Source organism: Microbispora sitophila, assembly GCF_014892245.1.
Lineage (GTDB): Bacteria > Actinomycetota > Actinomycetes > Streptosporangiales > Streptosporangiaceae > Microbispora > Microbispora siamensis.
This window is the reverse complement of sequence record NZ_JADBGC010000012.1, coordinates 212,545-226,576: the sequence shown is the minus strand read 5'-3', so window position 1 is coordinate 226,576 and position 14,032 is coordinate 212,545. Positions and strand designations below refer to the sequence as shown.

Sequence of the window (14,032 nt, the reverse complement as noted above, 5' to 3'; positions counted from 1 at the left end):
CCCCGATCCTTCTCCGCGCCGGGCGAACTCCTTCCCCGGCGACAGGCGGCGTCAGGGGATGTCAGTCGGCGTCAGTCGTGTCAGGCGGTGCCACGAGGGGAGTGCGGCAGCGTGCCGCGTCCCGCGGATGCCCGGCGTCGGCGAAGAGGTCCGCCGCCCGCGCCAGCAGGCGCGCCTGCCCCTGGCTGTCCCCTTCGGCGCGGGCCAGATGCGCCCGGGCCTCGAGGATCGCCGCCTGCCAGGAGGTGCCCTCCCACAGCTCCGCGGAGCGTTCGGCGGCGGCCAGATGGAATCGCGCGTCGTCGAGGTCGCCGACGTCGGCACAGGCGATCGCCGACGGCACGGCGAGCATGACGTGGCAGAAGAAGCAGATGTCGTCCGCGCCGAGGGCGGCCCAGGCGCGGTCCACGATCGCGCGTGCCTCCCGAGGGCCGTCGGCGGCGATGATCATGGTGCCGTAGATGCGCTGCATCAGGTGCATCGCCAGGTTCGACCACCGCGCCAGCGGCAGGGCCCGGTTGAGCAGGCGGCTCGCGGACGCCCGGTCGCCGCGGGCCAGGCGCAGCTCGGCCAGCCGTTGCAGGGAGTGCGACTCGCCGACGAGCGCGCCGATCTCGCGATGCAGGTCGGCCGACTCGCGCAGCTCCCGCTCGGCCAGGTCGAGATCGTCGCTCAGCAGGGCGGCCTCGCCGATCAGGGCGGTCGCGAACGCCACGGCCCGCATCGCGCCCGCCCGCGTCGCCGTCTCCCGCAGCGCCGCCGCGAGCTCGATCACCTCCCGGTACGGCGTCGGCCCGTAGAGCAGGTACTCGGCCACGCAGAGATGGGAGTCGAAGATCGCGGTGGCCAGCGACGGCTCGTCGCGGGTCCTGCGTAACTCCGTGCGGAGCTGCTGATACCACTCTCCCCGGTTGTGCGCGACCAGGCCCCGCAGCGTGACCAGGTCGAGGACCTGCCGGTCCAGCTCGCCGCCTGTGACCAGGCTCCGCGCCCGCTCCGACACCTTCCGCGCCTGTTCCAGGTCACCTCTGAAATACGCGAGCTGGCCCCGTGCGAGCAGGATCGTCGAGTCGGCCGGCCCGCCGTCGAGGTCCAGCTCCTCCAGCATCGCCCCGGCCGTGTCCAGGTCGCCGGCCAGGACCAGCATCTGGGCCAGCCGCGCCCGCGGCAGCGTGCGCTGGTGCGGCGGGGCGGCCTCGATCGCCTCCCGGTAGGCCGCGGCGGCCGCCGCGTCGCCGACGGCGGCGAGCAGGTCGGCGCGCAGCGCGAGGGCTCGCGGGCGGTCGGCCTCGCCCGCCACGTGCCGGATAGAGTCGACGAGGGCCAGGGCCTCGCGGAACGCGCCCACCGCCGCCTCGGTCTGCGCGGCGCGGAGCACGTACGGCACAGCCGCCTCGGCGTCCCCCGCGGCGAGCAGGTGGTGACCGATCCGGGCGGGGGAGGCGGTCAGGGCGGCGAGTCGCTCGGCGCAGAGGCGGTGCAGCCGGCGCTGCCGGTGAGGCGGGATGCCGTCGAGCAGCGCCTCCCGGATCAGCGGGTGGCGGAACCGATATCCGCTCGCCGTCCGCTCGACGACCAGCGCCGCCAGCGCCGCGTCCAGGCAGTCGAACGCCTCGTCCTCGGTCGTGCCGGACAGCGCGATGAACTCGTCGGTGTCGAACGCGGAGCCGGCGATGGCCACCCGTTCGAGCGCGGCCCGCCCCCGGGGGTCGAGCAGACCGAGCACGACGGCGCCGGGAACGGCGCCGGGCGCGTTCCCGTCGTCGGCCATTCGCGCGGCCTCGACGACGGCGAACGGCAGACCTCCCGAGATGTCCCAGATCCGCCTGCTCGTCTCGGGTCCCAGGTCAGGCCGGGAGGCGCGGACCAGTGCGTCGGTCTCCTCCCGGCCGAGCGGCTCCACCGGCAGTTCCACGGCCGCTCCCCGGGCCAGCAGGCTCGACCGCACCTGCTCGAAGGTGTCCGTGAGCGGCTGACGCCGGTGGCAGAGCAGCAGCAGCACGCGTTCACTCGCGCAGCCCCTCGCCAGGTAGTGCAGCAGGCGCAAACTGGCCTCGTCCGCCTCGTGCACGTCGTCGACGACGAGCAGGGCGCCGTCGCCCGCGGACGCGAGCCGCATGAGCTCCATCACCGCGACGTAGAGACGCTGATGGCCGCCGTCGCCGCGCCAGTCGAGGTCGCGGCCGGAAAGCGCCAGTTCGATGCTCTCCCGGCAGCGGTCGTCGAGCCCGTCCAGCAGGCTGGGGTGGCGCCGGCAGAGGTCCGCGACCGCTTCGAGCACCGGGGCGTACGGCCAGGCGCCCTCCACCGTCGAGGCCGCGCCGACGCCGGTGCGCCAGCCGCCGTCCGCGGCCCGGCCCGCGGCCCACTGGGCGAGGAACGACTTGCCGACTCCCGGGGCGCCCGCCAGAAACATCGTGCGGCCCCGGCCCCGTCCCACCTCCGCCATGGCCTCCTCGAGCCGGCGGGTCTGCGCGTCGCGGCCCACCAGGACGGCGGGGCCGGTGGACCCCGCACGTCCGGCCGGATCGGCGAGCAGCGCCTCGCGCAGTGCCACCGCCTCGGGGCCGGGCGCGACGCCGAGCTCTCTCCCGAGGGCCCGGTCGAGCCGCTCGTACTGCCGGAGGGCGGCCCGGCGGTCGCCCTGCTCGGCGTAGCGCCGGATCAGGGCGAGGTGGGCCTCCTCGTCGGCCGGTTCGAGCTCGGCGAGCTCGGCCCACTGCTCCGCCTGCCTGAGCAGGCGCGTGTACAGCAGACGCAGCCGGTCGCGGTGGCCCTGCGCCCAGCGTTCGTACGGGTCGCCGGGCAGCAGGGGACCGGAGTACGCCTTCGCGGCGGCGACGGCCGCGGCGGCTCCGCCGTCGGCGAGCGCGGCGGTGGCCGCCTCGGCGAAACGGACCGCGTCGACGACCACCGGGACGCCGGGGAACAGGCTGACGCTCTCGCTGCGCAGGACGACACCGTCCGCGTGACCGAGGGCCCGCCGGGCGTAGTGCGCGGCCTTGTGCAGCCGGGGCGCGGCCTGGTCGGGAGGGACGTCCGGCCAGAGCGCGTCGATCACCTCTTCCCGGTGCAACCGGTGTCGCGGCGCCAGGGCGAGCAGCTTGACGAGCCCGGCCGCCTGGCGGCGGCTCCACACGTCGGCCGGGAGCACGCTGTCGTCCACCTGAACGGCGAACCGGCCCAGCAGGGTGATGTGTACCCGCATGCCCCGCCACCTCCGGACATGAAGGTACTCGTCAACCGGCGCCGGTGGCACCGATCGATTCCACCTCCGCGCTCATCGCCGAGTTGAGCTCCATCAGGTGACGGCGCACCCGGGGCATGTCCCAGTCGTAGGCGGCGATCCGGTCCGCCGCGTCATGGATGGGGCCCATGACGCGGTCCCGGCCGGCGGCGAACGCGCCGGGCACCGAACCCGGTTCGCCCGCCGACGCCACCGCCAGCGCCAGCCATTCCGCGTCCCGCAGGGCGTCGGTGATGCCGTGCGAGCTCAGCGGATCCACGAAGGACCCCGCGTCGCCGACCAGCGCCCAACCGGGTCCCTGCGCCTCACGGATGAAACCCGGCCGCCCCACCCACGTACGCAACCGGCGGGGAGGCTCGGCGGCGGCCAGGCGACCGCCCGCTCCGTTCGTCGCGTCGGCGAGCATCCGGTGATACCGGCCGTGAAGGCCGCCGCCCGCCCTGCCGGAGCTCATGCGGCCGCCGTTCGCCTTGCCGTTCACCCTGCCGCCTACCCCGTCGCCGCCCGCTCCGGCGGCGAACACGGCGGCCGGCATCCCGGCGAAGACGCAGACCTGCCCGTCGTTGGTCGGGATCATCCCCGCCGTATGGCCGGGCCGGTAGAACCACTCGTATCCGCTCGTCTCGAGGCCCGTCCAGTATCCGTACACGACCGCGCCGGCGCCGGTGCCCGTACGCAGGGTGCGGGCGCCGGCCGCGCGGGCGACGGTGGAGCGCCGGCCGTCCGCGCCGACCGTCAGCCGGGCCCGGACGGTCACACTCGCACCCTCGCGGTCGCGGCCGAGCACCCCGGCCACGCGCCCCGAGTCATCCCGGAGCAGGCCGGTGACGGTGACCCCGAACCGCACCTCGGCGCCGGCTGCCCTCGCCGCGTCCACGAGCACGGCGTCGAGCAGACTCCGCCGGGGCGCGTAGAGCGCCTCCACCCCCAGCCGGGGCTTGATGCTGACGATGGCGGTCTCGGTGTCGTAGTGGAACCGGGTCTGCCGCACCGGGGGAGTGCCCGCGGCGACGATCCGGTCGAGCAGGCCCCAGCGCGACAGCAACAGCACGCCGCCGCGCATCAGGGCGTGGGTCGACAGGGTGTCCGCGCCGTATCGGTCGCGGTCGACCAGCAGCACTCGCAGTCCCTGCCGGGCCAGCAGCATCGCGGCCGCGGCCCCGCCGGCACGGGCGCCGACGACGGCCACGTCGAAGTGTTCCAACGGTCTCTCCTTCCTCGCCTCGCGGACGCGGCGGCCGGCGCGCCTGCGCCCGCCCCTCAGGCGGTGGCCACGTCGATGTCGACTCGCGTGCCGTTGGTCAGCACGTCGTAGACCGCCGAGCGGGCCCGGGACTGCTCGACCAGCCCGCGCAGCACGTCGCCGGGGGCGTCGCCGGAGATCCGGAACGTGACCCGGATGCCCTGGTAGCCGTTGCGCACCTGGTCGGACAGGCCCAGGATGCCCAGCAGGTCGATGTCGCCCTCGACGGTGGAGCTCACCTCGTGCAGCGTCACACCGCGGGCGGCGGCGATGTTCGCCACGCCGGAGGTGAGGCACGCGGCGATGGCGTGCAGCAGGAACTCCATCGGGGTCGGGGCGTTGCCGCCGCCGACCAGGACCTTGGGGTGGTCGGCGTCGTAGGTGAAGTCCTCGGTCCGGGTCGTGTCCTCCCGACCGGCGCCGTAGAAGCCCCGGATCGTCGTGCGGTTGTGCGTGCCGCTGATCCAGGTGTTGGTGGCCCGGAACTGGAACTTCGCCAGCTCCGGCTTGCCCTTGACGGCGTTCAGGGTCGCGAAGAGCACAGGGGTGTCCACGCCGTTGCGGGGTGCGCGGGTGTGCGTGGTGGTCATGGTTCCTCCTCTGCCGCCCGTCACGGCCGCCCGGCGGGGTGCCGCGGCGATGTCATCCGGTCAGTGGCGACGGGGGGAACGCTAGGAAGCCCGCCTTCTCGCGCCCTTCCCCGAGCCGCGGAGGAACCTTCCCGGCTCCTTCCCGTCCTGGGTCGGCGTCTCGCTCGGTGTGCGCCTCAGGAACGGCGGCACCGTCTACCTGTCGAACCAGTGGATCCCACCTGGTCCATCCAGCGGGACGATCCGGCCGCGACCACGGTCGAGCTGCCGGCCGACGACATCGAGGAGGGTCGTGGTGGGCGCCGACAACGGAGCCGTCGTGCATGTCACCGGCATCACGCGCGGCTTCTTCCTGGGGCCGGACCACCTTCCCCAGGGGTCCTTCCTCGACTGGAGCGGTGACGTCACTCTCGACGCCGCCACCCCCTCCGCGGCCCTGGCGCCCCGCCGGACGCTCAGGTGGCGTAGCGCGCGACCACGCCCGTGAGGGCCGAGGCGATCCGGCGTCTGTCGGCCTCCGGCATCGCCTCACCCAGGACGTCCAGCCGCGCGCAGATCTCCTCGTGCACCTTCTCGCCGAGCCGCGCGCCCTCGGGCGTGAGGGAGATCTGGCAGGCGCGGCGGTCGCGAGGATGGCTGACCCGTGTCACGAGCCCGCGCCGTTCCACCCGGTCCACGAGCCCGGTGAGGCTGGACTTCTCCAGGTGGAGGAGGCGGCTGAGCTCGGTCATGCCGATGGGGCCGCCGGTCAGCATGCACAGCAACTGCGCCTGCTGTGGGGTGACGCCGTGCTCCCGGCTCACATCGGCGAAGACGTACTGCACCACGTGGGACATGCGCACCAGCGCGGTGGCGAACGTCAATTCCGTACCGGCCTCTGCGGTCGTCGTCCTGGTCACCCGTACCTCCCGGTCCGAGCGTAGTTGACATCGGTTCGTACTGCCAACTAATTTGTGCGTGCTACGAACTGTTTGCACTACGAACTAAGGAGGCTTCGTGAGCACGGGTGACACGACGAGCCCCGCCGCGAAAGGCACCGGTTTGCTGGTCGCGCTCGGCACTGCGGTTTTCGGATACGCCCTGATGCAGACGGTGGTGGTCCCCGCCCTGGGCCTGCTCGCCAGGGAACTGCGGACGACGCCCGCCTGGTCGGCCTGGATCCTCAGCGCCTTCCTGCTCTCCAGCGCGGTGCTGACCCCGCTCCTGGGCCGGCTGGGGGACATGCACGGCAGGCGGCGAGTGATGCTGGGGGTGCTCATCGCGTACGCGGCGGGCATGGCCGGCGCGGCGGCGGCCCAGAACATCGGCCAGCTCATCGCCGCACGCGTCGTCCAGGGCGCGGCGCTGGCGGTGGTCCCGCTGTCCATGGCGATCCTCCGTGAGGCGCTGCCGCGGGAACGCCTGCCGTTTGCGATGGGGCTGGTCTCCGGCATCGTCGGAGCGGGCGGCGGGGCCGGCCTGGTCGTCGGCGGGCTGCTGGCCGACCACCTGTCCTGGCGGTATCTGTTCGTTCTCGGTGCGCTGCTGGCGCTGCTCAGCCTGGTGATGGTCTGGCGGTACGTGCCCGCCCGCCGCCCCGACGCCTCCGGCAGGCTCGACCTGCTCGGAGCCGCGCTGCTGGGCCTCGGTCTCGTCGCGGTGCTGCTCGCGCTCACGCAGGGCCCCTCCTGGGGCTGGACGTCGGCGCGGGTGCTCGGCCTGTTCGTCCTCGGTGCGCTGCTCGCGGCCGCGCTCGTCGCGGTCGAACGCGGCAGGGCCCACGCGCTCATCGACGTCGGCGAGCTGACCGACCGGCCGATGCTGGCCACGCATGCCGCCGCCCTGGTGTTCGGGGCCGGGTCGTACTTCTTCTACCTGGGGATGCCCCTGTTCGCCCAGCAGCGGCCCGGAACGGACGGCGCCGGCTTCGGCGCCTCGGTCACCGTGGCCGGTCTCCTGATGCTCCCGGGCATGCTGGCCATCGTCCCGGCCGGTGCGGCCGTCGGCCGCATCTCGGCGTCCCTCGGTCCGCGAGGGCCGCTGGCGTGCGGGTTCGCGCTGTTCGCCGTGGGAGCGGCGCTGATGGCGCTCGGCCACACCTCGTACTGGCAGCATTCGGTGTTCTACGCGGTCGTGGGGGCGGGCTCCGGGCTCGTCATGGGGGCGCTGCCCAAGCTGATCGCCGACATCGTGCCCCTGGCCCGGACCGGGACCGCCAACGGCATCAACAACATCGCCCGCACCGTGGGAAGTGTCATCGGCAGTCAGCTCGCCGCCGCCGTGATCGCGTCCACCACCTCCGGCCGCACCGCCGCCGTGCCCGACTCCGCCTTCTCCCTGCTGTTCTGGCTGGGTGCGGTGGTGGCGGTCGCAGGGGTCGCGGTGTCGCCCCTGGCCGTACGGCGGACAATTTCCCCTATTCCCGAGTCTGTTTGACGGTTATCGCCGCGGCTTGCTAACTTGGCCGCAGTGCGAACTATACGTACTGCGAACTTTCTCGGGAGTCGCCGCCGCCGTCGCGGCCGTCCCGCTTCTTGCGGAAAGAGCCACCGGATGTCCCCTCGTCGCAAACCCCTCGCCCTCGCCCTTCTCGCCCTGAACGGGCTGCTCGCCGCCTGCGCGGCGGAAACCGGAACGAACGCCTCCAGCGCGGGCGCCACGCTGGTCGTGGCGATGCCGGCCGACCCCGCCTGCCTGGATCCGCAGCAGACCGGCCAGCTCGTCGCGCTCGACATCAGCAGGTCGCTCGTCGACACACTGACCGACCAGGACCCGCGTACCGGGAAGATCGTGCCCTGGCTGGCCTCGGAGTTCTCGGCCTCCGACGACGCCCGCCAGTTCACGTTCACCCTGCGCGAGGGCGTCACCTTCAGCGACGGCACCCCGCTGGACGCCGAGGCGGTCAAGGCCAGCTTCGATCGCCTGGCCACGCTCCCGGCCAACGGCGCGGCGAGTTACCTGCGCGGCTACCAGGGCACCACGGTGGTCGACGCCCATCGCCTGCACGTGGACTTCGACTCGCCGAACGCGCAGTTCCTGCAGGCCACGTCGGGGGCGGGGCTCGGCATCCTGTCCCCGGTGACCGCCGGGACACCGCTCGCCGACCGCTGCCGCGGCCATTTCGTCGGCTCCGGGCCCTACGTGCTGGACCACTACACCTCCAACCAGGAGGTCGTGCTCAAGCGGCGTACCGGCTACTCGTGGCCGTCCTCGCTCGCCACGGTGCGGGGCGAGGCGAGTCTCGCCGAGGTCAGGTTCGTGTTCGTCCCCGAGGCCGGCGCCAGGACCACCGCCCTGCGCTCCGGGCAGGTCCAGGTCGCGGAGAACGTGCAGCCCGCCGACCAGGACTCCTTCGCCAAGGACGGATTCCACCTGCTCGTCACGCGGGTTCCCGGTCTGGTGCCGCCGCTGTCGCTCAACCACGCCGGCGTCCTGGCCGACCAGCGGGTGCGGCAGGCGTTGCTGCTCGCCGTCGACCGCGCCGACCTCGTCGACACCGTCCTCGGCCCGAGGTTCACGCCCGCCACCGGGGTCCTGGCCAGTATCACGCCCCTGTACGTCGACCAGAGCGACAAGCTGCGCTACGACCCGGCCCGGGCGGCCGAACTGCTCGACGAGGCCGGCTGGCGGCCGGGCCCGGACGGGATCAGGGTGAAGGACGGCAAGCCGCTGACCCTGAACTGGCTGATCCCCGCTCCGATGCCGCCGGTGGACGAGTACGTCCAGCAGCAACTGCGCAAGGTCGGCGTGGACGTGAAGCTGAACGCGGTGCCGCCGACCAAGTACGTCGAGCAGCAGCAGGCCGGGAAGTTCGACATCACCGCGGTCGCCGTCACCCGCGCCGATCCCGACGTGCTGCGCAACATCTTCTACTCGAAGGGCTCCAACCTCTGGCACCTGCCGCCGAGCAAGCTGGACGACTACCTGGAGCAGCAGGCGGCGGCCACGGACGAGGGGAAGCGCCGTGAGGCCGTCGCCAAGGCGGCCGAGTGGATCCTCGACCACGCCGACACCGTCCCACTGTACGAGAACGCTCTGGTCCACGGCGTCTCGGACGCGGTGAAGGACCTGGAGACCGACGCGTCGACCCGGCTCGACCTGCACGACGCCCGGCTCGCGTCGTGACCGGCGCATTCGCGACGCCGCAAGGCGGCGCGTGATGGTCCGCTACCTGGCCGGGCGGCTGCTGCAGGCACTGCTGGTCGTCTGGGCCGCGTTCACCGTCGCCTTCGTCGTCCTGCGGCTGCTCCCCGGAGACCCGGTCGCGCTCATGCTGAGCGGGCGCAACGGCTTCGAGGCCGTCTCCGCCGAGGAGGTCGCCCGGGTGCGGGCCGAGCTCGGCCTTGACCGCCCCGTCTGGGGGCAGTACCTGTCCGCGCTGGGCGCCGCCGTGCGCGGCGACTTCGGCCGGTCGATCCAGACGGGCCGCCCGGTCTCCGAAATGATCGCCGAGGCGCTGCCCCCCACGCTGCAGATCGGCACGATCGCCCTGGCCCTGTCGCTCTCGGCGGGGACGGCGCTCGGCGTCCTCGGCAACCTCCCCGGGTCGCGCTTCGCGCGGCAGGCGCTGCGCTCGGTGCCCTCGCTGAGCATCTCGCTGCCGTCGTTCTGGGTCGGCCTGGCGCTCATCCAACTGCTGTCCCTGCGCTGGCCGCTGTTCCCGTCGCTCGGCGGCTCCGGGCTCGCCTCCGCCGTGCTGCCCGCCTTCACGCTGGCCGTCCCCGGCACCGCGATGGTGGCCCAGATGCTGGGCAAGAGCCTGCACGCCACGCTGCGCGAGCCGTACGCGGACACGATCCGGGCCACCGGCGCGGGCCCCGCCAGGCTGCTGCTCGGGCACGGGCTACGCAACGCCGCCCTCCCGGCGGTGACCGTGGTCGGCCTGCTCGCCGGCAACCTGATCGGCGGCGCGGTCGTGGTCGAGACCGTCTTCTCCCGCCCGGGTGTCGGGCGGGTCACCCAGTTCGCGGTCGCGACCCAGGACCTCCCTGTGGTGCAGGGCGTCGTGGTGGTCGCCTCGGTCGCGTTCGCCGCCGTCAACCTGGCGGTCGACCTCCTCTACCCGGTGCTCGACCCGCGGATCCGCATCACGGGAAGGCGGGCGGAGGCATGACCCGCGTGGCCCGTTACTCCGCCGCGCATCCGGGAGCGGTGCTGTCGATCCTGGTGCTGCTGGTCGTGCTCGGCTGGACGCTGGTGCCAGGCCTGTTCACCGGGCGCGGCCCCATCGAAGGGATCACCACGCAGCGGCTGCTGCCGCCGAGCGCCGACCACCTCTTCGGCACCGACCAGCTCGGCCGTGACGTGTACGCGCGGGTCGTCCACGGTGCGTCTCCGTCGCTGCGCGCGGCGGTTTCCGCGATCGGCGTCGCCCTGCTGGCGGGAGGCGCCCTCGGCCTGTTCGCCGGGTTCTTCGGCGGCTGGGCGGAGACCGCGATCATGCGCGTCGTGGAGGTGGCGCTGTCCATCCCGCCCGTGCTGCTGTCCCTGCTGATCATCAGCGCGCTGGGGTTCGGCACGCTCAACATCGCGATCGCGGTCGGAGCGGTGAGTGTCGCGGGCTTCGCGCGGGTGATGCGCGCCGAGGTCCTGCGCGTGCGTACGGCCGCCTACGTGGAGGCGGCCGTGCTGTGCGGCGCCCGCTGGTGGCGGATCCTGCTGCGCTACGTGCTGCCGTCGGCCGCGGGGCCGGTGCTCGCGCTGGCCGCGCTGGACTTCGGGCTGGTCGTGCTCGCCGTCTCGTCCCTGAGCTTCCTCGGCTACGGCCAGCCGCCCCCCGCGCCGGAGTGGGGGGCGCTGATCGCGGGAGGACGCGACTACCTCGCGTCCGCGTGGTGGCTGACCACGCTGCCCGGCCTCACCGTCGCCGTGGTCGTGCTGGCCGCCAACCGGCTGTCGCGCGTCCTGGAGACCGACAGGAGCACGCCGTGACAGAACCGTCCCAGCAGGATCCACTGCTGGTCGTCAGGGGCCTGCGCGTGTCCTACCGTACGCCCGCGGGCCGGGCCACCGCACTGGACGGGCTCGACCTGGACGTTCACCCCGGCCAGATCACCGCCGTGGTGGGCGAGTCCGGTTCGGGCAAGACCACCGCCGCGCACGCGCTCGTCGGGCTGCTTCCGGAAGGAGGCGTGATCGAGTCGGGCAGCGTCCGCTTCCAGGGCGAAGAGCTGACCGGACTCTCCGAGAAGGGCTGGCGGGGCCTTCGCGGGCGCCGTATCGCGCTGATCCCGCAGGATCCGGCGACCGCGCTCGATCCCGTCCAGCCCGTGGGCAGGCAGGTGGCGGCGGTGCTGCGGGTGCACCGGCTGGCGACCCCGGCGCGGGCGCGGGCGCGGGCGGTGGAACTGCTCGCCGAGGCCGGACTGCGCGACGCCGCGACCACGGCCCGCCAGTATCCGCACGAGCTGTCGGGAGGCATGCGGCAGCGGGTGCTCATCGCGGTCGCCATGGCGGCGCGGCCGCACCTGCTGATCGCCGACGAGCCGACCTCCGCCCTCGACGTCACGGTCCAGCGGCGCATCCTCGACCACCTCGACCACGTCGTCGCCACGACGGGAGCCGCGATGCTGCTCATCACCCACGACCTGGGCGTCGTCGCCGACCGCGCCCAGCACGTCGTGGTGATGTCGGGGGGCAGGGCGGTCGAGGCCGGTCCGGCCAGGCGGATCAGGACCGATCCCCGCGATCCCTACACCAGGCGGTTGCTGGCCGACGTTCCCGCGCTGACGGGCAGGCGCCCCGCGCCCGCCCCGACGGAGGCGGCCGTGCTGCTCAGCGTCCGCGGGCTCGGCAAGAGCTTCCCGGTGCGCAGCGGCCCGCTCCGGCGGCGAGGCACCAGGAACGCGGTGGAGGGCGTGGACTTCGACATTCCCAAGGGGACCACGCTCGGCCTGGTCGGCGAGTCCGGGTCGGGCAAGACGACCACGGCCAGGATGATCCTGGGCCTGGAACGGCCGACGGCGGGCAGCGTGCGCTTCGCCGGCGAGGACGTCACCGCCGTCCGAGGCGAGGCGCTGCGGCGGCTGCGGCGCCGGGTCCAGCTCGTCTACCAGAACCCCTACGCCTCGCTTCATCCCCGTTTCACGGTCGAGGACCTGCTGACCGAGCCGATGCGCAACTACGGAGTGGGCGACCCGGCCGGGCGGGCGGCGACCGTACGCGCGCTGCTGGACGACGTCGCCCTGCCCACCTCGCTCGCCCGGCGCCGGGCCGGGGAGCTGTCCGGCGGCCAGCGGCAGCGCGTCGCCATCGCCCGCGCCCTCTCGCTGAACCCGGACCTGCTGGTGTGCGACGAACCGGTCTCCGCCCTCGACGTGACCGTGCAGGCCCAGATCCTGGAGCTGCTGGCCAGGCTGCAGCGTGAGCGTGGCCTGAGCTATCTGTTCATCTCCCACGACCTGGCCGTTGTGCGCCAGGTCAGCCACAGCATCGCGGTCATGCGCGGCGGCCGGATCGTGGAACAGGGCGACACGGAGCAGGTCTTCACCAGCCCGCGGCACCCCTACACCAGGGAGCTGCTCGCCGCGATCCCCGGTTTCCGGACACAGACGGAGGAACCCCAATGGAGTTAGGTCTCATCACCTTCGGCAGCCTGCTGCCGGACCCGCACACGGGGGCACGGCTGTCCCAGCGGGAACGGCTGCGCGACGTCGTACGGGCCGCGGTCGCCGCCGAGGAGCTCGGCTTCGCCTGGTACACCGTGGGGGAGCACCACTTCGGCGAGCGGGACGTGATCCCTTCGCCCGTCGTGGTCCTGGCCGCGATCGCCGAGCGCACCTCCTCCATCCGGCTCGCGACCGGAACCACCCTGGTGGCCAACCGGGATCCGGTGCTCGTCGCCGAGGACTACGCCCTGCTCGACCTGCTCTCCGACGGCCGTCTGGAACTCATCGCCGGGGGCTCGTTCTTTCCCGAGCCGTACGCGGTCTTCGGCCAGGAGCCGGAGAGCAAGGCCGCACGCAAGCGGGAGAACGTCGAGCTGCTCCTGCGGCTGTGGACCGAGGATCGGGTGAGCTGGACGGGCCGCTTCCGGCCCCCGCTGCACGAGGTCCGCCTGCAGCCCCGCCTGCTGCAGGAGCGGCCGCCACTGTGGATCAGCGGCGGGACCGGGCTGGAGTCCGTGCATCTCGCGGTGGACAACGGGCTGCCGATGGTGATCGGCACCACCGCCCGTCCGCCCGCCGACTTCGTGCCCGTGTTCGACGCCTACCGCGCGCTGTGGCGCGAGCGGGGCCGTACGGAGGCGCCCGGCCGGCTCGGCGCCGCCAGCCACGCCTTCGTCGCCAGGACCTCCCAGCAGGCGCGGGCGCTCTGGCGCGACCACATCGCCAACTACCTCAGCGCGCCGCACGCGCACCGGCGCCTGGGGTTCGACGAGTACGTGGGGGAGGACGGGCCCGCTCTGTGCGGCAGCCCGGCGGAGGTGGTGGACAAGCTGGGGCGGCTGCGCGAGGCGTGGGGGCACGACCTGCACCTGCTGGCCGTCGACCTGGGCGGCATTCCCCACGCCGAGGTGCAGCGGGCCACGGAGCTGATCGCCTCCGAGGTCCTCCCGCAGGTGGCGGAGGCGCCGGAGGCCGCGCGTGCTTGACGACGACGTACGGGAGCTGGCCATGGCCCGCACGCTCGCGCTGTTCACCACGCTCATGCCGGGCGGGGAACCGCAGAGCAGCCTGGTCTGGCCGCACGCCGACCGGGACCACCTGCTGGTCGGCACCAACACCACGCGGCAGAAGTACCGCAACATCGTCGCGGACCCGCGCGTCGGCCTGCTGCTCCTCGACTCCGCCAACCCGCGCCGCTACATCGAGGTGCGCGCCGTCGTCGTCGCCGTCGAGAACGGCGAGAGCGCCCTGCGCCTGGCGCGCACCACGTTCGAGAAGTGGACGGGCGATCCAACGCCGCGGGCCGCCGAAGGAGAGCGCGTGCTGCTGCGGCTGCGACCGAACCACATTCACAGGAAGGACTGAG

General features: G+C 73.4%; 12 protein-coding genes. 8 read left to right on the top strand and 4 right to left on the bottom strand.

Annotated elements, in window-relative coordinates:
• Positions 1-61 precede the first annotated feature (61 nt).
• Genes IL992_RS23235 through IL992_RS23225 form a run of 3 tightly spaced genes read right to left on the bottom strand, consistent with a single transcriptional unit; the run spans position 62 to position 5,080 of the window.
• Positions 62-3,208 carry an ATP-binding protein gene (locus tag IL992_RS23235; protein WP_193205473.1) on the bottom strand — a complete coding sequence of 1,049 codons (3,147 nt, stop codon included), beginning with the start codon at positions 3,206-3,208 and terminating at the stop codon, positions 62-64.
• A 31-nt stretch (positions 3,209-3,239) separates the two neighbouring features.
• Positions 3,240-4,451: an NAD(P)/FAD-dependent oxidoreductase gene (locus tag IL992_RS23230; protein WP_193205472.1), complete on the bottom strand. Its 1,212-nt coding sequence runs from the start codon at positions 4,449-4,451 to the stop codon at positions 3,240-3,242.
• Positions 4,452-4,507: 56 nt separating this feature from the next.
• Positions 4,508-5,080: an OsmC family protein gene (locus IL992_RS23225; RefSeq protein ID WP_193205471.1), complete on the bottom strand. Its 573-nt coding sequence runs from the start codon at positions 5,078-5,080 to the stop codon at positions 4,508-4,510.
• A 295-nt stretch (positions 5,081-5,375) separates the two neighbouring features.
• Between IL992_RS23225 and IL992_RS23220 the strand changes: the two genes are divergently transcribed.
• Entirely contained in the window at positions 5,376-5,567 is a 192-nt protein-coding gene (locus tag IL992_RS23220) for a hypothetical protein (protein WP_193205470.1), read from the top strand.
• On the opposite strand, the gene IL992_RS23215 is transcribed toward IL992_RS23220, so the two are convergent.
• Positions 5,536-5,979: a MarR family winged helix-turn-helix transcriptional regulator gene (locus IL992_RS23215; protein ID WP_319018758.1), complete on the bottom strand. Its 444-nt coding sequence runs from the start codon at positions 5,977-5,979 to the stop codon at positions 5,536-5,538. The two genes, IL992_RS23220 and IL992_RS23215, sit on opposite strands and share 32 nt — an antisense overlap.
• A 97-nt stretch (positions 5,980-6,076) precedes the next feature.
• On the opposite strand from IL992_RS23215, the gene IL992_RS23210 reads away from it, so the two are divergent.
• From IL992_RS23210 to IL992_RS23180, 7 genes are all read left to right on the top strand, one after another.
• Entirely contained in the window at positions 6,077-7,495 is a 1,419-nt protein-coding gene (locus IL992_RS23210) for an MFS transporter (RefSeq protein WP_193205469.1), read from the top strand.
• A gap of 117 nt (positions 7,496-7,612) precedes the next feature.
• Positions 7,613-9,184 (top strand): ABC transporter substrate-binding protein, encoded by a 1,572-nt coding sequence (locus IL992_RS23205; RefSeq protein ID WP_193205468.1) that lies wholly within the window; start codon positions 7,613-7,615, stop codon positions 9,182-9,184.
• A 34-nt stretch (positions 9,185-9,218) separates the two neighbouring features.
• Positions 9,219-10,172 carry an ABC transporter permease gene (locus IL992_RS23200; protein ID WP_193205467.1) on the top strand — a complete coding sequence of 318 codons (954 nt, stop codon included), beginning with the start codon at positions 9,219-9,221 and terminating at the stop codon, positions 10,170-10,172.
• Positions 10,169-10,990, top strand: coding sequence for an ABC transporter permease (locus IL992_RS23195; protein ID WP_193205466.1), 822 nt, complete (start codon positions 10,169-10,171; stop codon positions 10,988-10,990). The genes IL992_RS23200 and IL992_RS23195 overlap by 4 nt, the downstream gene beginning before the upstream one ends.
• Entirely contained in the window at positions 10,987-12,633 is a 1,647-nt protein-coding gene (locus IL992_RS23190; protein WP_193205465.1) for a dipeptide ABC transporter ATP-binding protein, read from the top strand. Before IL992_RS23195 ends, IL992_RS23190 begins: the two co-directional genes overlap by 4 nt.
• Positions 12,624-13,652, top strand: a complete 1,029-nt coding sequence (locus IL992_RS23185; protein WP_193205464.1) for an LLM class flavin-dependent oxidoreductase — start codon at positions 12,624-12,626, stop codon at positions 13,650-13,652. The genes IL992_RS23190 and IL992_RS23185 overlap by 10 nt, the downstream gene beginning before the upstream one ends.
• Positions 13,645-14,031, top strand: coding sequence for a TIGR03618 family F420-dependent PPOX class oxidoreductase (locus IL992_RS23180; protein ID WP_193205463.1), 387 nt, complete (start codon positions 13,645-13,647; stop codon positions 14,029-14,031). Before IL992_RS23185 ends, IL992_RS23180 begins: the two co-directional genes overlap by 8 nt.
• The last annotated feature ends 1 nt before the right edge of the window (position 14,032 follow it).

Bases quoted from the DNA above. Each gene is read 5' to 3' on its own strand.
- IL992_RS23235 (WP_193205473.1), bottom strand. From the start codon at position 3,208: ATGCGGGTACACATCACCCTGCTGGGCCGGTTCGCCGTTCAGGTGGAC.
- IL992_RS23225 (WP_193205471.1), bottom strand. From the start codon at position 5,080: ATGACCACCACGCACACCCGCGCACCCCGCAACGGCGTGGACACCCCT.
- IL992_RS23205 (WP_193205468.1), top strand. From the start codon at position 7,613: ATGTCCCCTCGTCGCAAACCCCTCGCCCTCGCCCTTCTCGCCCTGAAC.
- IL992_RS23200 (WP_193205467.1), top strand. From the start codon at position 9,219: ATGGTCCGCTACCTGGCCGGGCGGCTGCTGCAGGCACTGCTGGTCGTC.
- IL992_RS23195 (WP_193205466.1), top strand. From the start codon at position 10,169: ATGACCCGCGTGGCCCGTTACTCCGCCGCGCATCCGGGAGCGGTGCTG.
- IL992_RS23185 (WP_193205464.1), top strand. From the start codon at position 12,624: ATGGAGTTAGGTCTCATCACCTTCGGCAGCCTGCTGCCGGACCCGCAC.